Source organism: Sphingomonas sp. Ag1 (assembly GCF_000980895.1).
GTDB lineage: Bacteria > Pseudomonadota > Alphaproteobacteria > Sphingomonadales > Sphingomonadaceae > Sphingomonas > Sphingomonas panaciterrae.
Genome location: NZ_LAZX01000085.1, coordinates 1 through 23,435 on the forward strand (window position 1 = coordinate 1; position 23,435 = coordinate 23,435).

Annotated in this window: 18 protein-coding genes and 1 tRNA gene; 9 read left to right on the forward strand and 10 right to left on the reverse strand. The window is 66.4% G+C overall.

What is annotated here, in order from left to right; all coding sequences use genetic code 11:
- Positions 1-85 precede the first annotated feature (85 nt).
- Positions 86-162 (forward strand) — tRNA-Met (locus tag XM50_RS05875).
- A 124-nt stretch (positions 163-286) separates the two neighbouring features.
- Here the strand turns inward: XM50_RS05875 and XM50_RS05880 are convergent.
- Complete coding sequence (locus XM50_RS05880) at positions 287-1,621, reverse strand: GGDEF domain-containing protein (RefSeq protein ID WP_046408177.1); 1,335 nt, start codon at positions 1,619-1,621, stop codon at positions 287-289.
- Positions 1,622-1,847: 226 nt separating this feature from the next.
- Here XM50_RS05880 and XM50_RS05885 point away from each other — a divergent pair, with 226 nt between their 5' ends.
- From XM50_RS05885 to XM50_RS19585, 3 genes are read left to right on the forward strand one after another with little or no spacing between them, the layout of a single operon-like run.
- Complete coding sequence (locus tag XM50_RS05885; protein WP_046408178.1) at positions 1,848-3,320, forward strand: cytochrome ubiquinol oxidase subunit I; 1,473 nt, start codon at positions 1,848-1,850, stop codon at positions 3,318-3,320.
- 3 nt (positions 3,321-3,323) lie between these two features.
- Positions 3,324-4,331 carry a cytochrome d ubiquinol oxidase subunit II gene (gene cydB, locus XM50_RS05890; protein ID WP_046408180.1) on the forward strand — a complete coding sequence of 336 codons (1,008 nt, stop codon included), beginning with the start codon at positions 3,324-3,326 and terminating at the stop codon, positions 4,329-4,331.
- Positions 4,331-4,447 carry a DUF2474 domain-containing protein gene (locus XM50_RS19585; protein WP_082102772.1) on the forward strand — a complete coding sequence of 39 codons (117 nt, stop codon included), beginning with the start codon at positions 4,331-4,333 and terminating at the stop codon, positions 4,445-4,447. The genes cydB and XM50_RS19585 overlap by 1 nt, the downstream gene beginning before the upstream one ends.
- Positions 4,448-4,505: 58 nt before the next feature.
- Here the strand turns inward: XM50_RS19585 and XM50_RS05895 are convergent, their stop codons facing one another.
- From XM50_RS05895 to XM50_RS05905, 3 genes are all read right to left on the reverse strand, one after another.
- Entirely contained in the window at positions 4,506-5,360 is an 855-nt protein-coding gene (locus XM50_RS05895) for an MBL fold metallo-hydrolase (RefSeq protein WP_046408182.1), read from the reverse strand.
- Between the two features lie 88 nt (positions 5,361-5,448).
- Positions 5,449-5,997, reverse strand: coding sequence for a DUF4142 domain-containing protein (locus XM50_RS05900; RefSeq protein WP_231621873.1), 549 nt, complete (start codon positions 5,995-5,997; stop codon positions 5,449-5,451).
- 415 nt (positions 5,998-6,412) lie between these two features.
- The gene (locus XM50_RS05905; RefSeq protein ID WP_046408183.1) at positions 6,413-7,171 is read right to left on the reverse strand and encodes a hypothetical protein; all 759 of its coding nucleotides are present in this window, start codon (positions 7,169-7,171) and stop codon (positions 6,413-6,415) included.
- Positions 7,172-7,255: 84 nt separating this feature from the next.
- On the opposite strand from XM50_RS05905, the gene XM50_RS05910 reads away from it, so the two are divergent.
- On the forward strand, positions 7,256-8,155 hold the full coding sequence (locus XM50_RS05910) for a fatty acid desaturase family protein (protein ID WP_046408185.1): 900 nt from the start codon (positions 7,256-7,258) through the stop codon (positions 8,153-8,155).
- A gap of 7 nt (positions 8,156-8,162) precedes the next feature.
- Here XM50_RS05910 and XM50_RS05915 read toward each other — a convergent pair whose 3' ends face one another.
- Together XM50_RS05915 and XM50_RS05920 are read right to left on the reverse strand one after the other, a co-directional pair.
- A complete protein-coding gene (locus tag XM50_RS05915) occupies positions 8,163-9,500 on the reverse strand; it encodes a dicarboxylate/amino acid:cation symporter (RefSeq protein ID WP_046408187.1) in 1,338 nt (445 codons plus the stop codon).
- 179 nt (positions 9,501-9,679) lie between these two features.
- Entirely contained in the window at positions 9,680-10,294 is a 615-nt protein-coding gene (locus tag XM50_RS05920) for a TetR/AcrR family transcriptional regulator (protein WP_046408189.1), read from the reverse strand.
- A gap of 196 nt (positions 10,295-10,490) precedes the next feature.
- On the opposite strand from XM50_RS05920, the gene XM50_RS05925 reads away from it, so the two are divergent.
- The 3 genes from XM50_RS05925 (at position 10,491) to XM50_RS05935 (ending at position 15,734) form a co-directional block, all read left to right on the forward strand.
- Positions 10,491-12,932, forward strand: a complete 2,442-nt coding sequence (locus tag XM50_RS05925) for a TonB-dependent receptor (protein ID WP_052742457.1) — start codon at positions 10,491-10,493, stop codon at positions 12,930-12,932.
- A 114-nt stretch (positions 12,933-13,046) separates the two neighbouring features.
- Positions 13,047-14,834 (forward strand): class I adenylate-forming enzyme family protein, encoded by a 1,788-nt coding sequence (locus tag XM50_RS05930; protein ID WP_046408191.1) that lies wholly within the window; start codon positions 13,047-13,049, stop codon positions 14,832-14,834.
- Positions 14,835-14,903: 69 nt separating this feature from the next.
- Positions 14,904-15,734, forward strand: a complete 831-nt coding sequence (locus XM50_RS05935; protein WP_082102774.1) for a DUF4336 domain-containing protein — start codon at positions 14,904-14,906, stop codon at positions 15,732-15,734.
- Between the two features lie 9 nt (positions 15,735-15,743).
- On the opposite strand, the gene XM50_RS05940 is transcribed toward XM50_RS05935, so the two are convergent.
- Genes XM50_RS05940 through XM50_RS05955 form a run of 4 tightly spaced genes read right to left on the reverse strand, consistent with a single transcriptional unit; the run spans position 15,744 to position 20,811 of the window.
- Positions 15,744-16,781, reverse strand: coding sequence for a YeiH family protein (locus XM50_RS05940; protein WP_231621874.1), 1,038 nt, complete (start codon positions 16,779-16,781; stop codon positions 15,744-15,746).
- 30 nt (positions 16,782-16,811) lie between these two features.
- Positions 16,812-18,806, reverse strand: a complete 1,995-nt coding sequence (locus XM50_RS05945) for an alpha-glucosidase (protein WP_046408192.1) — start codon at positions 18,804-18,806, stop codon at positions 16,812-16,814.
- Positions 18,807-18,829: 23 nt separating this feature from the next.
- Entirely contained in the window at positions 18,830-19,906 is a 1,077-nt protein-coding gene (locus XM50_RS05950; protein WP_046408194.1) for an LLM class flavin-dependent oxidoreductase, read from the reverse strand.
- Positions 19,903-20,811: an aldo/keto reductase gene (locus XM50_RS05955; protein ID WP_046408195.1), complete on the reverse strand. Its 909-nt coding sequence runs from the start codon at positions 20,809-20,811 to the stop codon at positions 19,903-19,905. Before XM50_RS05955 ends, XM50_RS05950 begins: the two co-directional genes overlap by 4 nt.
- A 155-nt stretch (positions 20,812-20,966) precedes the next feature.
- Here XM50_RS05955 and XM50_RS05960 point away from each other — a divergent pair, with 155 nt between their 5' ends.
- Positions 20,967-23,435 (forward strand): TonB-dependent receptor, encoded by a 2,469-nt coding sequence (locus tag XM50_RS05960; protein WP_046408197.1) that lies wholly within the window; start codon positions 20,967-20,969, stop codon positions 23,433-23,435.

A 23,435-nucleotide genomic window follows, 5' to 3' on the forward strand; every position in this document is an offset into this window, starting at 1 on the left:
CATCTTGTCGTCCATCAAGGACACACCGTCGCCTCCGCTAATCACGGAGGCGTTCGTGTTTCCAAAACGGACAAAAACACAGTGTCGCGGGGTGGAGCAGCCCGGTAGCTCGTCAGGCTCATAACCTGAAGGTCACAGGTTCAAATCCTGTCCCCGCAACCAAATACACACACACGCTCGCCGCCCTTCGGGGCGGCGTTGTCGTTTGTAGGGCCTGGCCAAGGAACTGGAACGCAAGGCGGCTGGCCGACACAGCCGCTCGTGCTGACTGCGCTGGGGAGCGGCATCAGCTCGCTGTCGGCGCTATCTCGATTCGGTTGCGGCCGGCCGCCTTCGCCCGATACAGCGCCGCGTCCGCAGCCTTGATCAGATGCGCCTGATCGGGATGGCCATGATGCTCCGCCACCCCCATAGACGCGGTGATCGCCAGTGGATCGTCGCTCCCGGCATCGATCCGCGTCTTCTGCAATGCAGCCCGGATACGTTCCGCAATCTCGTGCGCCTGCCCGGCGTGCGTTTCGTTAAGCACGATCAGGAATTCCTCGCCGCCATAGCGGAAGACGAAGTCGCTTGGTCGCACATGATCCACGACGATCTGCGCCACCTGACGGAGCGCCAGATCACCGGTCTGGTGCCCGTGCCGATCGTTGATCCGTTTGAAATGGTCGACGTCGAGCAGGATGATGCACAGCCCGCTGTCGTTCGCCGTGGCGAATTCGATCTCCCGCCCGAGGATTGCCGGCAGGAACCGACGGTTCAGCGCGCGGGTGAGCGGGTCGCGCCCGCTTTCGAGCGCCGTCAGGCTTTGAAACAGCTCCATGACCAGCGCCGATACCCGGCTCACCGCGGCCTGCAGTTCGGACAGCGTCTCCATGCGCTGGTTCGGACCGCCAGTCGTTTCCAGTTCGGGCAGCAGCACGCGGTCGATCCGCTGCGTCTCCGCCAGCAGGTCCTGGTAGATCACCGATCGTTCGAACATGAAGCTCGCGCGGTGCCGCAGCCACAGCCCGAAGGGAGAATCCAGCAGCCGCGTTAGCCCGCGATCAGCCTCCCCCTGCAACAGGCTGAACAGCGTCTTCTGGCTCCACTCCATCAGGCTTGCCTTCTGCGCCTCCTTCTCGGTGGAGACGTCCTGATCGATCGAGAACAGCCGGTATGCCTCATCGAGCCGAGCCCGAGCAGTTGTGTCCTTCACATAGGCCTGGCTCATCATCATGATTGCGACGTCGATCCGCTCATGCGCCAGCTGGAGCGCCGCCAGGCAGCGTTGCGGCTCCGCACGCGCGGAGAGAAGCTGCGCCAGCCGCGCTTTCAGTGTCGCCGCGCCCTGCATCACCAGATGGATGGGAATGTTGATCCGCGCGTGAACCTGCCCGATCACGCGCTGGCTTTCCTGCAGGCGTGGGCAATCGCGGATATCGGCCTCGTCGAACAGCGCCGTCAGCCAGTCGAGCAGTGAGGCGCTCAGCCGCCCGTGGACCACCGAATGGCTGAGGAACCGCTGCGCCTCTTCGTCCTGCAGCAGCGTGTCGTAGAAACGCGCCACCATATCGGCGCCATGCTCCGATGCGATCTGCCGCAGGATTGCGACGCTATCGCCCAGAGCCTCATTCGCTACCATTTCACCTAACACCTAACGATTGCACCATCGACGCGGGTGCCGACCAGACCTGCCTCCCCTGCCTTTGGTGTGCTCTGGTTAGCAAAAGGTCGACGGGTGCGCATCCGTCGGTTCCGGACGTGCGTCCGCCGGCCCCTGTGGGACTTACGGGTATCGCCGTGGTCGGCTTCGGCCTCAAGATTCCGCACACGTCCGGCGGTTGCGCGCTTCTTGAGGATGAACGCCGATGTTCGATGGCCTTGATGCACTGCTCCTCGCCCGCATCCAGTTTGCCTTCACGGTCAGCTTCCATTTCATCTTTCCGGCCTTCTCGATCGGGCTGGCGAGCTATCTGGCCGTTCTTGAGGGCTTGTGGCTGCGCACCGGGCGCGCGGTCTATCTTGACCTGTTCCGCTTCTGGCTGAAGATTTTCGCCATCACCTTCGCCATGGGCGTCGTGTCGGGCATCGTCATGTCCTATCAGTTTGGCACCAATTGGGCGGTCTTCTCCGACAAGGCGGGGCCCGTGATCGGTCCGCTCATGGCCTATGAGGTGCTGACCGCTTTCTTCCTGGAGGCAGGATTCCTCGGCGTCATGCTGTTCGGGATGAAGAAGGTCGGGCGGTCGCTCCACTTCTTCGCCACGCTTATGGTCGCGGCGGGCACATTGATCTCCGCGATCTGGATCATCAGCGTCAACAGCTGGATGCAGACGCCGACCGGCTATGCGATGAATTCGGATGGCCAGTTCGTGCCGGGGCCGGACTGGATGGCGATCATCGTCAGCCCCAGTTTCCCCTATCGGCTGCTGCACACCGTTCTGGCCGCCTATCTGACCACGGCCTTCGCGGTCGGCGCGGTCGGCGCGTGGCAATTGCTCAAGCAGCGACGTGGCCATTCCGTCGCCTCGCACGAGGGCAGCGATCCCCGGGAACTGATCGCCGACGCACCGCGATCCGGCGAGGCGGCGCGGACCATGTTGTCGATGGCGATGTGGATGGCCGCGATCGTCGCCCCGCTGCAGATCATCGCCGGCGACATGCATGGGCTCAACACGCTCGATCATCAGCCGGTCAAGGTGATGGCGATGGAGGGGCACTATCAAAGCTACCCTGATGGCGCGCCGCTGATCCTGTTCGGCATCCCCAATTCACAGGAGCGGCGGGTCGACCACGCGGTGGAGATCCCCAAATTGTCGTCGCTGATCCTGAAGCATGATCTGAACGCCCCGCTCGCGGGGCTCAACACCGTGCCCCTCGCTGAACAGCCGCCGGTGGGGATGGTGTTCTGGGCCTTCCGCATCATGGTACTGACGGGATTGGCGATGCTCACGCTGGGCCTATGGAGCCTGTACGCGCGCGCCACGGGCAGACTGTACGATACTCCCATGCTGCATCGCGCTGCGGTGTTCATGGGGCCGTCGGGGTTCGTGGCGGTGATCGCCGGCTGGGTGACGACCGAGGTCGGACGCCAGCCCTACACGATCTACGGCCTGCTCACGACCGCGGACAGCGTGTCGCCGCTTGCGGCACCTGCCGTCGCCGCCTCGCTCGTCGCCTTCATCATCGTCTATTTCGCGGTGTTCGGCTTTGGCACCTGGTACATCCTTCGCCTGATGAACAAGGGCGTGCAGATCCACGAGCCCGAACCAACAGAGGGTTCGGGTCCGATCCGCACCGCCGGCATCACGCCTGGTCCCACGCAACTGGCGGGAGCCTGAGCCATGGGCGTCAACATCGACCTCACGATCGTATGGGCCTTCATCCTGGCCTTTGCGGTCTTCGCCTATGTGGTGATGGACGGGTTCGATCTGGGGATCGGCATCCTCTTCCCCGCCTTTGGCGTCGGGCCGGAGCGCGATCAGGCGATGAATGCGATCGCGCCGGTGTGGGACGGGAACGAGACGTGGCTGGTGCTGGGCGGCGGGGGGCTGCTCGCCGCCTTTCCGCTCGCTTATGGCGTGGTGATGACGGGGCTCTACCCGCCGATCATCGCCATGCTGCTCGGTCTCGTCTTCCGCGGCGTGGCCTTTGAGGCGCGCTGGCGTGATCCGGCACATCGCGCCGGCTGGGATTTCGCCTTCACCGCCGGCTCGTTCGTCGCTGCCTTTTCGCAAGGGGTGATATTGGGCGCGCTGCTTCAGGGGGTGACGGTTGCCGATCGCGCCTATGCCGGCGGGTGGCTAGATTGGGCGAGCCCGTTCAGCATGCTCACGGGGATCAGCGTGGTGTGCGGCTATGGTCTGCTCGGCGCCACCTGGCTGATCTGGAAGACGGAAGGGCCGACACAGGATCACGCCTATCGCCTTGCCGGCCGCTTCTTCCAGGCGACCCTGGTCGCCATCGTGCTGGTCAGCTTCTCCACCCTCGGCCTCGACGCTGATTACCGCCAGAAATGGCTGGGCGAGCCGGCGATCTATCTCACGTCTCAGGTGCCGCTGCTCAGCGCGATCATCGCCTTCGCCTTTCACCGTTCGCTGCGTCGCCGGCGGGAGGCGCGGCCGTTCTTCCTCGCGCTGGCCTTGTTCCTGGTGAGCTTTATTGGGCTGGGGATCAGCATGTGGCCCTATGTCGTGCCGGAGGCGCTGACGATCTGGGAGGCCGCGGCGCCCGAACGCAGCCAGATATTCATGCTGGTCGGCGCGCTGGTGCTGGTGCCGATCATCCTGGTCTACACGGCCTGGTCCTATTGGGTGTTCCGCGGGAAGGTTGGCATGGAGGGTTATCATTGATGGATATGGACGTGCCCTTGTGGCAGCGGGTCGGGTGGATGGCGTTCATCTGGGCGCTCAGCGTATCTGCCGTCGGGATCGTGGCAACGCTGATCCGATTCTGGCTGAAGACGTGACGTTCCGCTGCCGCTGACCGCGGAACACCTCGTCCGCTTGTCGCGGTCCGCTGGGCTACTACAGCGGCCGGCCCGCCTGGCAGCGCTCCAGTTCGACCGGATCGTGCGCGCAGGCGATCGATACGTCACCGCGGCGTTCCAGCGATAGCGCGCGCAGCCGATCCTGGTTGCCTAGGCGATGCTCCGCGCTGACCTCCATCAGCCGCTGGTAGGCGCGTAGCCCCGGGGTGCATCGCCGCCGCGCGGTGCGCATCTCGCCGCGATAGAAATAGGCGTCGCCCGCGTGCAGCAGCCAGCGCCCGTCATCGCGCTGCACCGCGACGCCGGCATGGCCCCAGGTGTGGCCGGGTAGCGGGATCATCAGGATCTCGGGCGGCAGCCCGGGCAGGTCGCGCACCGCATCGAACCCGAACCACGGCTCCCCCGCCGAGCTGTACCGGCGCCAGTTGCGCACATCGTTGAGGTGCGGCGTGCGCCAGCGGTTGCGCGCGACAAAGGCATCGTGCGCCGTCGTCGCATCGTCGAACTCGCGCTGCATCACGTGCACGGTCGCGGCGGGAAAGTCGTCCAGCCCGCCGGCATGGTCGAAATCGAGGTGCGTGACGATGATGTGCCGCACGTCGGTGGGGCGAAAGCCCATCGCCTCGACCTGCCGGATCGCGGTATCTTCCTCGCGCAGCTTGATGTTCAGCATCGCCCGCCACGGCCGCGGGATGCGGATCCGCCCGTGTTCATGCGGATGGTGCACATCGTTCAGGCCATAGCCGGTATCCACCAGCACCAGGCCGTGAGCATCGGTTTCGATCAACAGGCAATGGCAGACGAGCGTGCCGTGAACGCCCAGGCTGCGCCCGTCGTACAGCGCGCCGCCCACCGGACAATCGGTGCCGCAATTCAGGTGATGGATCCGCATAAGGGTTTGCCCATGTGCAAGGGGAGGGCGCCGCGCCGCAACGCCCCCCGGTCACGCGCGGCGATCACCGCCGCGCGCGGTTCATGATTCACATGCTACCGGACTTTGCGGTCGCTTTCATCATGCGCTGCGCGTCGGTCAGGTGCTGGCGCACGACGGGCACGGCCTTGTTGGCGGAGGAACGCAGCGCCGGCTGGTCGCCGCCGGTGCCATAGCTGCGGTGCAGGTCAAGCGCGGCCTGGTGCGCGGGCACCTGCTGCGCCAGGTACAGGCGGTCGAAATCGCCCGGCGCCGCATTCTGCAATTCGGCCAGCGACGCGGTCACACCGGCATCGAGTGCCGGGGGTGGCGGGGTCATCCCGGCCTTGCGCGCGGCGGCCATGGTCGCTGCCGTGGTGGTCTGATGGTGATCGATCAGCATCTGGGCATAGCGTTTCACTTCTGGCCGCTGCGCCTTCTCCAGCGCGATCTTGCTTGAATTGATTTCGTAGAGGTCGCTCTTGCCCGCCGCCATCACATAGGGCGCCGCCTGGGTCTTCGCTTCGGGCGGGGGCGGCGGGGGCGGGGTTTGCGCCATTGCTGGCAACGCGGTTCCGGCCAGCGCCATCGCCATGGTAAGACCAAATGTCTTCATCATCATTCTCTCCTGTTGTGCGTCACGGGCGATGGGGATCGTGCGTGCCTGTCGCGACAAGGTTCGGCAGAAGGGCCGGCCAACGCTTCCTTGCGCAGGTGCTGCGAGCGGTCCGAGGCGTGAAGCGCGGGTCTCGTCGTTGGTCTAGCGATGCGCGCCTCACCGACTTGCGCTTCCGGACACCTATTTTGTCCCTCGCGCTGGGGCGGCGGCCCGCAATTGTTCCGTTGATCCTCCATTCCCCGGCAAGGAAGCCCCTGCTTGTTGCCTCCAACAAACGAGCGGGCGGATGGTCGCGTCAGTGCCAGGCGCTTTGCCAAACTTTCTGAGCAACTTGGATCAACTTGGCGGCTACTTCGACCGCCCCCGCTTATTCTTCATGGCGGCGCTCACGAGGTCCTTCGGGCCCGTGCAGACTCTATGCCACCTGGTCCCAGGCGGCTTTGCCCACCGCATCATAATGCCGCATCGCATCGATCATCGCCGCGCGCAGCCCGGTGTCGATCAGGGCGGAGGGCAGCATCGGATCACGATTGATCGCGCGGATCACCGATTGGCCAAGCAGCAATGTCTCGCGCGCCGCCCCGTCGGCGGTCATCGTCGGCAGCCGCGCGGCGCTGGCGTCCATCTCGCCGATCCAATGGCGATACCCCGCCTCGATCGCGTCGCGCGGCCACAGCGCCTTCCAGGCTGAGTCATCACTCGAACATGCGTCGCCGATGATCGTCGCCTCGCGGTCGAGCCCGATCGCATGAAGCTGCCGGGCAAGCTGCGGCATCGGATCGGCCAGATTGTGTGGCCGCACCCAGGCGCCCGACGGCGTCCGCGCCAGGCCATGGAGCGTCAGCGCCCGTTCGCGTTCGCGCAGCCGGCGACGGTCGCTGCGACCCAGATGGTCGACCAGCACGATCAGCCATCGCCCGTCCCAGTCCCGCACGCGCGTTTCCGCGCTCGCCCAGCCGCGTGCCCGCTCGTCGAGCGCCTTGCCGCCGGGGCCGATCGCGTACAGCCCGCGTTCGACCTGCTGCACCGTGCCCTCGCGGCACAGCCGGCCCAGGGCCACGCGCATCGCACCGCCCTCCAGCCCCATCACCTCGCCGCGCCGCACCAGCTCGGCGACACGCATCGGGCGCCGCACCGCTGACAGGAACCCCAGTGCCAGCGACCGCGCCGACAAGGGTGCTCGCCAGTCTTGTAACGAAAATTGACTCACACCGTCATTATGCGTTACAAGTTGTCCGGTCATTCGGGGAGCCTACGCATGAAGCCCGCACCGATCACCGATTTTCTCAGCAAGGATGAACTGGCGGCGCTGATGCGACCGTCCAACCTGCGCGGCGCCTGGACGATCGCGGTCAATTGGGCGATCATCGCGTTCGCCTTTGCGCTGGCGATCGCCTGGCCCAATCCGCTGACGATCGTGCTTGCCGTCCTGCTGCTCGCCGGGCGCCAGCTCGGGCTGGGCATCATTGTTCATGATTGCGCGCACCATGCGCTGTTCGCCTCGCGCCGTGCGAACGAGATCGCGGGCCAGTGGCTGGCTGGCTATCCGATGAATACGTCGCTGGCGAAATACCGCAGCTACCATCTGAAGCATCATCGCTTCGCCGGCACGCCGCAGGATCCCGACATCGGCTTCGTCCGCGCCTATCCCGTCACCCGTGCCTCGCTGCGCCGCAAGTTCGTGCGCGACCTGACCGGGCGCACGGGCGTTCGGGATCTGGCGCGCGAGCTGAAGACGTTCCGGCTGGCGGAGCAATGGCCGTGGGTCGCGTTCCACCTCGCCCTGTTCACCGCGCTTGCGCTCGCCGGCGGCTGGTGGGCCTATGGGCTGTGGTGGGCGGCGCAATTGTTCGTCTATCCCGCGATCGTTCGCCTCCGCCAGATCGGCGAGCATGGCGTGGCGGAGGAGCGCAGCGATCTCGACCCGCGCCGCAACACCTCCACGACCGTCGCGCGCTGGTGGGAGAAGCTGTTCGTTGCCCCCAACGACGTTCACTTCCATCTCGAACACCATCTCGCGGCGGGTGTGCCGCCCTATCGGCTGCGCGCGATGCACCGGCTGCTGGTGGCGCGCGGCTATTACGACGGTTTCCAGTGCATCTCGCGCGGCTATGCCGACGTGATCCGCCGCGCGGTGCAGCCGCTCCCTGCCCACTGACCGCGCTTCACCCGGCCGGCACTGCCCCGGCCGGCTGCTCGTCGATCGGCACCGCCCGGCCGGACAGCGCCGCGTCGAGCTGCTCGCGATCCAGCCGCCCCTCCCAGCGCGCGACCACGATCGTCGCCACGGCATTGCCGATGAAGTTCGTCAGGCTGCGGCATTCCGACATGAACCGGTCGACACCCAGGATCAGCGCCATGCCCGCGATCGGCACGTCGGGCACGATCGACAGTGTCGCGGCCAGCGTGATGAAGCCGGCACCCGTCACCCCCGCCGCGCCCTTCGACGACAGCATCGCCACGCCCAGCAACAGCAATTGCTGCCCCAGCGTCAGCTCGACGTTGCACGCCTGCGCGATGAACAGCGCGGCGAGCGTCATGTAGATGTTGGTGCCGTCCAGGTTGAACGAATAGCCGGTCGGCACGACCAGGCCGACGACCGTCTTGGGGCAGCCCGCCCGCTCCATCTTCTCGATCAGGGAGGGCAGAGCGCTCTCCGACGATGACGTGCCCAGCACCAGCAGCAACTCGGCCTTGAGGTACGCGATCAGGCGAAAGATCGAAAAGCCGCACAGCCGCGCCACCGCGCCCAGCACCACGATGACGAACAGCAACGACGTCAGGTAGAAGGTGCCGACCAGCGCGGCGAGATTGGCCAGCGTTCCCACGCCATAGCGCCCGATCGTGAACGCCATGGCGCCGAACGCGCCGACCGGCGCCGCTTTCATCAGGATCGCGACGATCTTGAACACCGCAAGCGACACGTCGTTCAGCGCGACGAGCAGCCGGTTGCCGCGCTCGCCGATCATCGCCAGCCCGATGCCGAACAGGATCGCGACGAACAAGGTCTGCAGGATGTTGCCGTCGGTCAGCGCCGACAGGAACGTGTCGGGGATGATGCTCATCAGGAACCCAGTCAGCGTCGTCTCGTGCGCCTGTTCCGAATAGGTCGCGACCCTCGAGGGGTCGAGCGTCGCAGGATCGATGTTGAGCCCCGCGCCCGGGCGCACGACATTGGCGACGATCAACCCGACGATCAGCGCCAGCGTGGAAAAGAACAGGAAATAGGCGAACGCCTTGCCCGCCACCCGCCCGACCGCGCTCAGGTCGCGCATCCCGGCGATCCCGGTGACGATCGTCAGGAAGATCACCGGCACGATGATCATCTTCACCAGCTTGATGAAGCCATCGCCGATCGGCTTCATCGCCTCGCCGGTGGCGGGCGCGAAATGGCCCAGCAGCACGCCGGCGGTGATCGCGATCAGCACCTGGACGTAAAGGTGCGAATACCAGCGCGGTTTGCGGGGCAGCGAAACCGCTTCCAATGTAATCAAGCCGATCATCCTCTCAGCATCGCCGGGCTACGGCCCAACGGGGGCCGCGCCGACAATGATAGAGGACGTTGGCGGCTTTGCGCACGATCAGAAATCGCGTCGGCTGCAATTCGCCGTGCAAAAGAACGGGTGTGGCCCCCGGAATGACAAGGGAAGCGGCGGGCTTCAGCCCCGCACCGGCGCCTGGCTCAGGCGGTCGGCCACATCATCAGGCTGGTCTCGACCACGCGTTCCAGCTCCGCACGGCTCGCGCCCGATCCGGCCTGCACCGCCATGCCCTGCAGGATCGCGTAGAGGTACGACGTCAGCGCCTCGGGATCGACATGGTCGGGCAGGTCGCCGTCGCGCTTGGCCTGGCGAAACCGCTCGACCAGCGCGGCCTGCGACGAGGCGCGCCGCTGGATCACGTCGGCCTTGATCGATTCCGCCTCCGCGCCGCACGCCGTTGCGCTGATCACCCCCAGGCACCCCTTGGGATCGCACTTGCTGGTCTGCGCGTCGATCGCACCGCGCATGAAATGCTCGGCCACCGCGCGCGCGGTCGGCTGCTCCAGCGCCTCGCGGGTATAGGCCAGCTTCTCCGCCTCGTAGAGGTCCAGCGCCTTGTGAAACAGCGCTTCCTTGTTGCCGAATGCGGCGTACAGGCTGGGCTTTGTGATTCCCATCGCCTCGGTGAGGTCGGCCATCGACGCGCCCTCATAGCCCTTGGCCCAGAACACGCCGAGCGCCTTGCTCAGCGCCTCGTCGACGCAGAACTCGCGCGGGCGTCCCTTCGCGGCGGCCGGTGCGGTGATCGATTCCATAACGCTTAGTATATAAGGATTTGGCGCGATCTCTCAAGCGCCCGGGCGGCGCGCACCCTTCCCGCCTCATCACCCTGGCACAAGTGGCAGGTCCGCCGCACCCTTTCCGATCGTACAAGAACATGCCGGTTCTGCGACCGGCGAAGAACGAGAACGGCGTGACACGCGCCGCACGTCTTTATGGGAGGAAAATGTGATGTTGCGTTCTACCGCGTCCATCCTTGCGCTGGCGATATCGACCGTCTCGGTCAGCGCGGCGGCGCAGGAAGCCGCTTCGGCCAGCGCCAATCCGGCAAATGATCCCGCCGCACCGGTGCCCGCCACCAGCACGGCCGACGCCACGCGCAGCCCACAGGCGGACGACGGCGAGATCATCGTCACCGCGCAGAAGCGCGAACAGCGGCTGCAGGACGTGCCGGTCGTGGTGTCGGTGCTTAACCAGCAGCAGCTCGAAAATGCCGGCGTGCGCGACGTCAAGGATCTCCAGACGATCACCCCTGGCCTCAACGTCACCTCCTCCACCTCGCCCGCGCAAACCTCGATCCGTATCCGCGGCGTCGGCACGGTGGGCGACAATCCCGGCCTTGAAAGCTCGGTCGGCACGATCGTCGACGGCGTCTATCGCGCGCGCAGCGGCGTCGCCTTCGGCGACCTTGGCGAACTTGAGCGGGTGGAGGTGCTGAAGGGTCCGCAATCGACGCTGTTCGGCAAGAACATGTCGGCCGGCGTCATCAACGTCATCTCCGCCTCGCCCAGCTTCAACCCATCGGCCGAATTCGTCGGCAGCTACGGCAATTACAACGCCTGGACGGTGTCGGGCGCGGCGACCGGCGGGCTGATCGGCGACACCGTCGCCGGCCGCATCTTCGCGTTGAAGCGCGAACGCGATGGCTTCTGGAAGGTGCGCACCGGCGCCGGCCCGCGCACCAGCACGCGCGCCGACAACGAGAACAACTGGACGGTGCGTGCGCAGCTGTTGATCCGCCCGACCGACCGGGTCGACATCCGGCTGATCGGCGACTGGTCCGAACGCGACGAGGATTGCTGCGTCAACGCGCCGAGCATCCCCGGTCCGACCGCCGCCTTCGTCGATGCGCTCGCGCCGGACGCCGGTACGCTGCGCAACGGCAAGCCGTTCGACCGCATCACCTACGCCAACCGCCCAACCGATTTCCGCATCCGCGACCGCGGCGTCTCGGGCCAGCTCGACTGGGAATTGAGCGACGCGCTCAGCCTCACCTCGATCACCGCCTATCGCTATTACAAGTCGAACAGCGGCGTCGACATCGACTATTCCTCCGCCGACATCTGGTATCGGGGCTCGGACGGCAATTCGAACCAGTTCAAGGTGTTCTCGCAGGAGGCGCGGCTCGCCTATAACAGCGAGAGGATCAACTCGATCCTCGGCGTCTTCTACGCCGACGAGCGGTTGGAAGCGCGCCAGAACACCTTCTTCGGCAGCGATTACGAACGCTATTTCGGCCTGCTGCTGTCCGGGGGCACCAATCCCAATGCGGTCTCGGCGCTCACCGGTATCGCCGCGGGCAGCAATTTCGTGCCCAACACCGGCCAGCGCGATTTCCACCGCCACCGCGCCTCGTCCTTCGCGGTCTTCACCGACAATACCTTCACGATCGCCGATGGTCTCGATCTGACGCTGGGCATCCGCTACACTGACGAGGTCAAGCGCACGACCTCGCACTACACCAACACCTCGCCCGCCAACGCCTGCGCCGCCGCCCTCGCGCGCCGGCTCCCGGCGGCGGCGATCACCGCGCTCTGCTCGCCCACCTCGGATGTCGCGTTCAACGATGTGACGACGCAGCAGCGCCGCCCGGAAAACCGCTGGGCCGGCTCGGCCAAGCTGCAATATCGCTTCTCGCCCACCGTCATGGCCTATGGCTCCTACGCCAACGGCTTCAAATCGGGCGGCTTCAACCTCGATCGCGCCCGCACCGCGATCGGCGTCATCAATCCCGACACGTCCTTCGCCACCGAAAAGGTCGAAAGCTACGAGATCGGCACCAAGACGAGCTGGCTCGGCCAGCGGCTGCTCGCCAACATCGCTGGCTTCTACCAGACGTACACGGACTTCCAGCTCAACACCTACACCGGGGTCAGCTTCGTCGTGACCTCGATCCCAAAGGTGACGTCAAAGGGCGTCGACCTCGACCTTCTCTTCAACACCGGCATCCAGGGCCTGACGCTGAACGCCGGCGCGACCTATGCCGATACGAAGTTCGGCGACTTTCCCCCGCCGCTGCCGAACCTGACGCGCCTGTCGGGCAACCAGCTGCCCTATGCGGCGAAATGGAACGTCACCGCCGGCTTCACGTCGAAGCAGCCGATGACCTCGGATCTCAACTTCCTGTCGTCCGCGTCGCTCAAATGGACGTCGAGCTACAATACCGGCTCCAACCTCGATCCGTTGAAGGTGCAGCAGCCGTTCGCCTTGCTCAACGCCCGTGTCGGGATCGAACCGACCAACGAGGCCTGGTCGCTTGAGGTCTGGGCGCAGAACCTCACCAACTCCAACTATTATCAGGTGATCGTCGACCAGCCGCTGCAAAGCGGCACTTATGGCGCGTTCATCGGCCAGCCGCGCCTTTACGGCGTGACCGGCCGGGTCCGCTTCTGATCGCGACAGCAGCCGGTTCGCGCGGGGGCGATGCTTTTGGCCTTGCCCCCGCGGCTCCGATCCAACACTCATTCTAAAACAGCCGGCTTACCGGCGAGGCGAGAGGATGAGCATATGGATAAGCGCGCTGCCGCCGCGCCGGCCGTTGAAAACTGGCCGGCAGTCTCCCTTGAGGAAACCTACCGCACGCTGACCGCCCCCGGCGCCCCGTTCGAAATGCGTGAGGAGGTCATCCGCGGCGTGCCGCTGCGCACCTATGCCAACGCGCTCAACGACCTGCGCCAGGTGTTCGATCTCGGTCGCGGCTGGGGCGACCGTGAATTCATCATCTATGAGGGCGAACGGCAAAGCTATGGCGCGCATTTCCGCGCCGCCGGGCAACTCGGGCGCGTGCTCCACGATCGCTTCGGGGTGCGCAAGGGCGACCGGCTGGTCATCGCGATGCGCAACCTTCCCGAATGGTCGCTCGCCTTCTGGGCCGGCGTCTCGATCGGCGCCGTCGTCACGCCGCTCAACGCCTGGGGGCTGGGGGACGAGCTCGCCTATGGCATCACCGATTCGGGTGCGCGCGTCGCGATCGTCGATGCCGACCGGCTCGAACGCCTCGCGCCTTTCGTGGCTGATCTCGCGCTCGACGGGCTCATCTCGGTGCGCAGCGATACCGATCACGGCACCGGCGCGATCCCGCTCGACCATCTGATCGGCCCGCGCGATCGTTACGCCGACCTCCCCGACGATCCCATGCCCGATCCCGGCCTCCACACCGATGACCCCGCCACCATCCTCTATACCAGCGGCACCACCGGGCGGCCGAAGGGCGCGCTCGGCACCCACCGCAACGTCCTCACCAACGTCATCTCGATCGCCTTCAACAACGCCCGCGCCACCATCCGCCGCGGCGATTCTCTGCCGGAGCCCGATCCTGCCGCGCCCCAGCGGGTGAACCTGCTCCCGGTCCCGCTCTTCCACGTCACCGGCACCAATTCGATGCTGATCCCCACCGTCATGGCGGGCGCGAAGCTGGTGCTGATGCACAAATGGCACCCCGAACGCTTCCTGGAACTGGTCGAGGCGGAGCGGGTGAATTCCACCACCGGCGTCCCCGCCATGGTGTGGCAGGTGCTCGAATCCCCCGATTTCACCCGTCGTGATCTCTCCAGCCTCGACAGCTACGGCTATGGCGGCGCCGCGATTGCCCCCGAACTGACGCTGAAATTCGCTGAGCTGTTTCCGTGGTTCAAGCCGGGCCAGGGCTATGGTGCGACCGAAACGTCATCGGTGTCGATCGGCAACAGCGCGGAGGATTACCTGCGCCGCCCCGACAGCGTCGGCCTCGCCGTTCCGGTCTGCGACGTGAAGGTGGTGGGTACCGACGGGCAGGAGCTGCCGCGCGGGGAGGCCGGCGAATTGTGGATCCGCGGCCCCAATGTGGTCGTCGGCTATTGGAACAAGCCGGAGGCAACCGCCGAAACCTTCACCGACGGCTGGTACCACACCGGCGACATCTGTCGCATCGACGAGGAAGGTTTCGTCTATCTCCTCGACCGGGCCAAGGACATGCTGATCCGCGGCGGCGAGAACGTCTATTGCGTGGAAATCGAGGACGCCCTGGTAGCGCACCCGCAGGTCATGGACGCCGCCGTCGTCGGCCTGCCGCACCGCATCCTGGGCGAGGAAGTCGGCGCGCTGGTGCAGCTTCGCCCCGGCGCTGACGTCACCGAGGAGGAGCTGATCGCTTATGCCGCGCGCCTCCTCGCGCCCTTCAAGGTGCCCGTGCGCATCGACGTCCGCCGCGAGGAGTTCCCGCGCAACGCCAGCGGCAAGACGCTGAAACCCGTCTTGCGCGCAGAGCTCGTCGCGCGGCATCAGGCGGAACCTGCGGGCCGCTCCGGCGCTTCCTGACCGAAAGGGCAGGGGCCTCCTGCCGGGATGCGGCCGGCTGCCGGCACCGATCGATACGGGAGATGGAACATGGCCGAACGGCGACACGGACGGACGCTTCTGCTGGGCGTCGGCGCGGCAGCGATCGGCGCGGCATTGTACCTCACGCGCGGCGCGCCCCGCGACAGGAACGCCATCGCCTATCCGCCGCTCGACGTGCCCAAGCCGCTGGGTGAGGGGCTGTGGATCGTCGACAGCGGCCCGATCAACGCGATGGGGATGCAATTGCCGATCCGCATGACGGTGCTTCGTCCCGCTGACGGCGGCCTCGTCCTTCATTCGCCCACGCAATATACGCCCGCGCTGGCCCGCGCGCTACGCGACCTCGGCCCGATCCGTCACTTGGTCGCGCCCAGCATGGCGCACTGGACGTTCCTTCCTGAATGGCAGGCGGCCTATCCCGATGCGACCACCTGGGCGGTGCCAGTGCTGCGTGATCGTGCGCAGGTGCGTAGCGCGAAACTGCGCATCGACAGCGATCTGGGGCAATCTGCTCCCCCCGCATGGGCGGGCGACATCGAACAGGGGCTGGTCACCGGTAGCGGCGGCTTTCAGGAGGCATGGTTCTTCCACAAGCCGAGCCGCACGCTGGTGCTGACCGACCTCATCGAGAATCTCGATCCGCAGAAACTCGGCCCCGTCACCGCCCCGCTGATGCGCGCGGTGAAGGCGACCAGCGGCACCAGCGCACTGCACGCCCGCGCCGCCCTGCGCGGCCATGCCGGCGAGGTGCGGGCGCAGGTCGACCGGATGATCGCGCTCGCTCCGGAGGCCGTGGTGTTCGCGCACGGCGACATTTTCCGCGGGCGCGGGACCGAACAGCTGCGTCAGGCCTTCGCGTGGCTGAAGGCCCCCGCCTGACGCCAGCGATTAAAGCAGGATCAGCGCCCCGCCCAGCGACAGCGCCAGCGCGACCAGCGAGGCAAGGATGATCACCAGCAGCGGCTTGAACCCGGTTTCTAGCAGCGAGCTCATCGGTGCGCGGATGCCGGTCGCGGCGACCGCGCACGCCAGGCACGCGGTGGCGACATCCTGCGCCCCGTTGCTGACCATCGTCGGGATCACGCCCAGCGAGTTGATCCCGGCGAATACGAAGAAACCGACCACGAACCACGGCAGGGGGATGCCGGTCTTCTTGCCGTCCTCGGACCGGAAGAACGCGGCCACCAGCGCCAGCACCGGGGCGAGCAGCGCGACGCGCGTCAGCTTGACGATCGCCGCCACCTGGCCCGCCTCGTCGGAGAAGCTGTAGCCGGCGCCGATCGCCTGCGCGACGTCATGGATCGACGCGCCCAGCATGAACCCCGCCTGCCGGTCGTTCAGCCCCAATTGGTGCGCCAGTATCGGATACAGGAACATCGCGGCGGCGCTGGCGGCGGAAATGCCCACCAGCACCAGCGCCAGCTGCGCCTGGTTCGCGCGCCGCTCGCCCAGCGTCGTCGCCAGCGCCATTGCGGCGGACGCGCCGCAGATCGCCACCGCGCCGCCCGCCAGCGTGCCGAATGCGCTGCCGAGGCCCGCCGCGCGCGCAAACGCGATCCCCGCGCCCAGCGTCGCCAGCAGGATCACCAGCACCGCCAGCAGCGTCAGCGGCCCAAGGTCGATGATCTGCCCCACGGTGATGCGGGCGCCGGCCAGCACGATGCCCAGCCGCAGCAGCGTCTTGGACGCGAACCCCAGCCCCGGTCCCATGCGTGGATCAGCACCGATGAAGTTGAGCGCCAGCCCGATCAGCAGCGCCATCAGCGTCAGCGGCGCGCCATAATGGTCGGCGACGAACGCCGCCGCCATCGTCGCCAGCACCGCGACCGTCAGCCCCGGCAGCAGGTCGCGCCAGCTGCTCTTGGGCGATGGCTCCAGGTCGTTGTACAGGTCCGCTGCCAGCGGCACTGATGCATAGCGCGTCACGCCCGCGCCTCCTTGGTCGCGCGGATCATGTTAGAGCGTGGCAAGTCCGGCGAACAGCGCGGCATGCGCGCTGTCGGTGCGGTAGAATACCGGCGGCTGTCCGATCGGCGCCGCCACTTCCACCGTGTCGCCGCCGGCGAAGGTCTCGCCCGACCAGACGTGGCGCCATTCCGCCCCGGCCGGCAGATAGGCGCTCCACCGCGCCGCACCCGCCTCAATCACCGGCGCGACGATCAGGTCGCGGCCATAAGCGAATTGCGTCTCTACGCCCCAGCAGCCGGCATCATCCTCATAATCGAGGAACAGCGGCCGTTGCAGCGGCAGGCCAGTCGCTGCCGCCTCGCGGCACAGTTCCGCGACATAAGGTACCAGCGCGGCATGAACCTTCGTCATGGCGACGAAATGAGCCAGCACCTCGGCGTCGCCATCCAGCTGAAGGTTTGTGTCGGGCCGATTGCCCTCATGGCTGCGCATGATCGGCGAGAATGCCGACAACTCGCTCCACCGCATCAGCAGCTCGGCGGTGCGGACATTGTCGTACAGGCTGGTGTATCCGCCCAGATCGCTGTGGTGATAGGCATTGCCAACCAGGCCGGAGGACAGCGCCCCTCGGATCACCGTGCCGATCCCGTCATGCCGCGTGAAATCGACGCTCTGGTCGCCCGCCCACAGCAGCGGGCAATATGCGCCCACGCCGCTGAACCCGGCGCGCATGAAGAACAGCGCATCGCCCGTCTTCCCGCGCGAGGCGATCGCGCGCGCATTCACCTCGGCCCAGATCGTCGGCCAGGCATTGTGCGCCAGCATCCCGTCGGTGCCGTCGAACAGGCGAACGTCGGTGGGGAGGTACTCGCCGAAATCGGCCATCCAGCCCGACAGCCCGAAATCCAGCATCTCGCGCCCGATCACGCGATCGGCGAACCAGTCGGCGGCGGCGGGATTGGTGAAATCGACGATCCCGCAATCAAATTCGCCGAAATCGACCAGATACGGCTCATCGGCGTCGAGCTTCAGCGCGAGATACCCCGCCTCCGCCGCCTCGACATACAGCGATCCGTCGACCGCCAGATACGGGTTCACATAGCCAAGAAAGCGAATGCCGCGTTCGTTCAGCTCGGCGATCTTCTGGCGCAGATGCGGATAGCGCGCCTCGTTCGCCTTCCAGTCCCAGAACAGCCGCTTGCCGAAACTGGTGACGCGAAGCCCGACCCAATCCTCGCACCACAGGCCAGTGACCACCGCGCCCGCCGCGATGATCTTCTCCATCCGGTCGAAGCTGTTGGCGCCGTCCTTCAGCCCCAGGATCGCACCCGAATAGGCCCATTCGGGCAGCAGCGGCTGGCGCCCGAACCGCGTCGATAGCTGCGTCACCAGATCGGCGAAGCGCGTCGCGGCGAACAGCTCGATCCGCGCCGGGATCTCCCACACCTCGATCGCTGGCGCGTCCGCGTCCCGGAAGTCGAAGCAGCTATAGGCGGTCGTATCGACATGCAGCGCATAGCGCCGCGACGACAGATATGTCGGCTGCGGATAATTGGTGTTCCAATAGTCGCCGCCCGAGCGGTGATCGCGATCGCACTGGAACGTCAGCAGCGTCGACTTGTCGCGCCCGACGCCGGGCTCCGACGTCCACATCGGGAAGCGCCGCCCCGCCATGTCGACATAGGACATCTGCTCGCCGCCGCCCCACAGCCGCTCGCCCGCCTCGCCGACGGTGTTGAGCCACAAGCGATTGAGCGCCGGATCGAGCGCCTCCAGATGCAGCGCATCGTCGCGCAGCGTCAGTGTCAGCAGCGCGCGCCCACCCGCGGAAAGAGTGACGGTGTCACCCGCGACGCTCGCCTCGCGCAGCGCGATCCGCTCGTCGACCCGGTCCTCCAGGAAGTAATTGCCGCGGTACATGTCGACCAGCGGCCGCCCCGCACCGACGAACAGCGCAGGCGCGTCGGCGCGGTGGCGAATGACCAGCACCTCGCCCGCGAAGATATCGAAACCGCTCTCCGCGGGGCGAAGCGTCACCGTCATTCAAAAGCCTCCGGGGAAGGTTGTTACAGCGTCAGCGGGCCGTGCTGCAGCTTGGGAAGCACATGGCGCGCGAACAAATCGGCCTCCGCGGCATGCGGATAGCCCGACAGGATGAAGGCCTCGATCCCCATGTCCTGGTACATCTTCAGCTTGGCGAGCACCTGGTCGGGATCACCGACGATCGCCGCGCCGCAGCCGGAGCGCGCCCGGCCAACGCCGGTCCACAGGTTTTCCTCGGCATAGCCGTCGTCGCTGGCATTCTCGCGCAGCGCGGCCTGCGCCGCGACGCCGGTCGACTGGGTGTCTAGCGACTTGTTGCGGATCGCCTCGCCCTGCGCCGCGTCCAGCTTGGACAGCAGGCGATCGGCAGCGGCGCGCGCCTCGCTCTCGGTCTCGCGCACGATGACATGCGCGCGATACCCGAACTTCAGCGTGCGGCCGTGCTTGGCGGCGCGCGCGGTCATGTCGTCGATGATCGACTGCACCGCTTCCTTCTTGTCGGGCCACATCAGATACACGTCGGCGCCCTGCGCCGCGGTCTCGCGCGCGTCCGGCGACAGGCCACCGAAATACAGCGGCGGGCACTTGCCCGACACGGTGGTGACGGCCGGCGGGTCCAGCTTCAGCTTCCAGAACTCGCCCTGATGGTCCAGCGGCGCGCCGTTCAGCATGGCTTTAAGGATCTGCATCGCCTCCAGCGTGCGGGCGTAGCGCGGTGCGGAGGCCAGCGTCTCGCCCGGCAGGTCGGAGGAGATGATGTTGACCGTCAGCCGCCCGCCCAGGATGCGGTCGATCGTCGCGATCTGCCGTGCCAGCTGCGGCGGCCAGCTTTCGCCGATGCGCACCGCCATCAGCAGCCGGATACGCTTCACCATCGTCGCGATCGCCGCGGCGAAGGCGGTGGTGTCAATGCCCAGGGCATAGCCCGACGGCAGCAGAATATTGTCGAACCCGCCGCTCTCGGCCTGAAGCACGATGTCGCGGCAATGCTCCCAGCTCGACTTCAGCTTGGGATCGGGAACGCCGAGAAACTCGTAATCGTCATCGCACAGCGCCGAAAACCAGCTGACTTCGCACTGTTTATTGGTCGAACCGGTCACGGCAAACGCTCTCCCATGCTGGCTTGAAGGACGGCGTACCATTCCTCGCGCGTCCATTGCGGTTTGTAGGCGTCGGGGATCGTGGCGATCCGCGACACATTCTGCGTGCCGACGATCGGGATCGGGCGCGCCGGGTGCGCCATGATCCAGCTATAGGCGGCAGCGGCGCGATCGACGCCCGCCTCATGCGCCTTCACGTCGAGCAATGCGGCGACGGCGCGCGCGCGCTCGTCCGTCGGATCGGCCAGGCGACCGCCGCCCAGCGGCGACCAGGCCAGCACCGCCATGCCGCGCTGCATTGCCTGGTCGAACAGGCCGTCGAACAGCGGCTTGATCGCCAATGCCGAGAATTCCGGCTGATGGCTGACGACCGGCACGGTCAGATATTCGGCAAGCGCCGCGGTCTGCGAGGGCGTATGGTTGGACACGCCGATCGCGGTGATCTTGCCCGCGACACGCGCATCGTCCAGCGCGCGCGCCACTTCCTGCGGATGCGCCAGCAGGTCGGGGCGGTGGATCTGATACAGGTCGATCTTCTCGCAGCCCAGCCGGCTCAGCGACGCGTCGATCGCCTCGGCCAGATAGGTCGCGCTCGAATCATACGGCACGCCCATGCGGATGCCGCCCTTGGACGCCAGCACCATCTTGTCGCGCAATGCCGGTGCTTCGGCGAAGACGCGGCCCAGCAGCGCCTCGGCCGCACCGAAATCCTCGTCATTGTCCGGACCATAGATGTCGGCGGTGTCGAACAGCGTCACGCCGGCATCGAACGCCGCCTCGACCAGCGCGCGCGCCGCGGCGACGTCAGTGCCGCGGAAACGCCACATGCCCCAGGCGATGGTGCTGATGGTTAGGCCAGTGTCACCCAGGGCGACGGAGCGAGCGGGAGAAGGCAAATAAGACACCGTTGTCTTATACGTAGGATCCGGCCTACAGGGAAGCAGTCAAATGGAACGTCGCCGAATTCGGGGTCGCCACGCCAATCTCCATCTACTAGGGGGATAAAGCGATGGGGCCGCGGAATTCGCGGCGCATGACTGGTTTGGGGTAGGAGAGGGTAATGGTAAGTTTTTCAAACAAGGCGCTTTTACTTGCGGCCAGCGCAGCTTTCGCTGTCGCGGCGCAGGGTGCGTCGGCGCAGGCCATGTCGCCCGAGGGGCAGGCAGCCGCACCCGCAACCGCACAGGAAACGCCCCCGGCGCCCGGCGTCGCGGCCGAATCGGACGATGCCTCGGGCGTCTCGAACGGCGACATCGTTGTCACTGCGCAAAAGCGTAGCGAGCGTCTGCAGGACGTGCCGCTCGCCGTGTCGGTCGTCGGCGGTGAGGCGCTCGCCAACACCGGCTCGCCGGGTCTCGAGGGCGCGACCACGCTGGTCCCCGCGCTCAACATCCTGAAGTCGGGCACCACGCTCAACCAGTCGCTGTTCCTGCGCGGCGTCGGCACCACGACCTTCTCGATCGCGGGCGAACCGTCGGTCTCGGCCGTGGTCGATGGCGTCGTCCTCGCCCGCACCGGCGAAGCGTTCGGCGATCTCGTCGACGTGGAGCGGATGGAAGTGCTGCGCGGGCCGCAGGGCACTTTGTTCGGCAAGAATGCCTCGGCCGGCGTCATCAACATCGTCACGAAGCAGCCGACCCGCGACTTCGGCGGCTACCTTGAGGGCAGCTACTTCACCGGCGGTGACGAGGCGCGCATTCGCGGCGCGCTGAACGTGCCGATCACCGAAAACCTGCTGTCGCGCTTCACCGGCTTCTACAGCCGCTTCGACGGCAACATCCGCAACGACGCCTTCGACGGCCGCCGCGTCAACGGCTATGAGCATGTCGGCGGCCGCGTCCAGCTGAAGTGGATGCCGAGCGACGCGACCACCGTCGCCTTCATCGCCGATTATCGCAAGAACAACGACGATTGCTGCGCCGAGGTCATTGGCACTGGCGCATTGAACGCCGCTGGTCAGCCGATCACCAGCCCGATCTTCTCGGTCCTGCCGACGCCGCAGGGTAATGAGACGCGCCGGATCAACCAGAATCTGATCACGCGCACCGAAGAGGAAAGCTACGGCGCCTCGCTGCAAATCGACACGGAACTCGGCAACCAGACGGTGACGAGCATCACCGCCTATCGCGAATATTCCAACACCGAGATCCGCGACGGTGACTTCCTTGCTGCGCCGTATGTCGGCTTCAACCAGCTGCACGATCTCGGGCCGCAGACGGGCGACACGTTCAGCCAGGAACTGCGCCTGACCTCGCCGTCGCAGCAGTTCATCTCCTATGTCGTGGGCGTCTATTATTCGCGCGCTGCGTCGGAGCGGACCTTCTCGCGCGCGGTGGTGAACTGCAACGCGGCGACCGTCCCGTCGACGCTGATCCCGTGCGGCGCGCCGGGCGCACCGGCGACGACCAACCCGTTCGGCGTCGCGAACTTCGGCTCGGTGTTCCAGAACATCGCCGCCTTCAGCCAGTTCACGGTCAACTTCACCGATCGTTTCCGCTTCATCGGCGGGCTGCGCTACACCGCTGACCAGCTCAACGTATGGCATCGCCGCCAGACGTCGCTGGCCGGCCCGGGCGTGAACCCGAATTTCGACCAGGGCGTGTTCGATCGCTACAACCAGCTGCTCGGCCAGGGCGTTGCTCCCGGCGCGGCGCAGACGCAGGCGGTGGCCGCCTCGAACGGCATCCCGTGGCGCGGCAAGACCACCAATGACAATTGGTCGGGCAAGGCCTCGCTGCAGTTCGATGTCAGCCGCGATGTGGTGGCCTATGGCGGCTGGACGCGCGGCTACAAGGGCCCGGCGTTCAACGTGTTCTACAACCTGAACTCGAACGGCACGAACGTGATCGCGCCGGAAACGTCGGACAGCTATGAAATCGGCCTCAAGAACACGCTGTTCAACGGCGCGCTCACGCTGAACCTCGCCGCCTTCTACGCCAAGTACGACAATTTCCAGGCCAACAACCCGGATCTGGTCGCTGGCGTGGTGGTCACCCGCTTCACCAACGCGGGCGAAGTGTCGACCCGCGGCGTGGAGGCGGACATCGTCCTGCGCCCGATCGACGACCTGTCGATCTCGGGCGGCGTCGCCTACACCGATGCGCACGTCGACCGCTTCTTCCAGGCGCCGGGCGCGCCGCCGACGGCGGTCATCGCACCGGGCACCTCGCTCGCCTTCGCGCCGAAGTGGAAGGGCTCGCTGGGCATCGACTATCGCGTGCGCACCGGCGGCGCGGTTGACGTGTTCCTGGGCGCACAGGGCAATTACCAGTCCGAGCAGCTCGCGCTGTTCTCGCCCGATCCCGTGCAGCGCAGCCTCGCGACGATCGACGGCTATGGCCTGGTCAATCTGTCGGCCGGCATCGGCGATCAGGACGATCGCTTCCGCCTGACCTTCCAGGTGCGCAACCTGTTCGACCAGAGCTTCGCGGCGGCGATCGCCAATGGCGGCCCGTCGGGCTCGTACCGCTACCAGATCCCGCGTGAGGCGGATCGCTATTATGGCGTGACCGGCCGGATCAACTTCTGA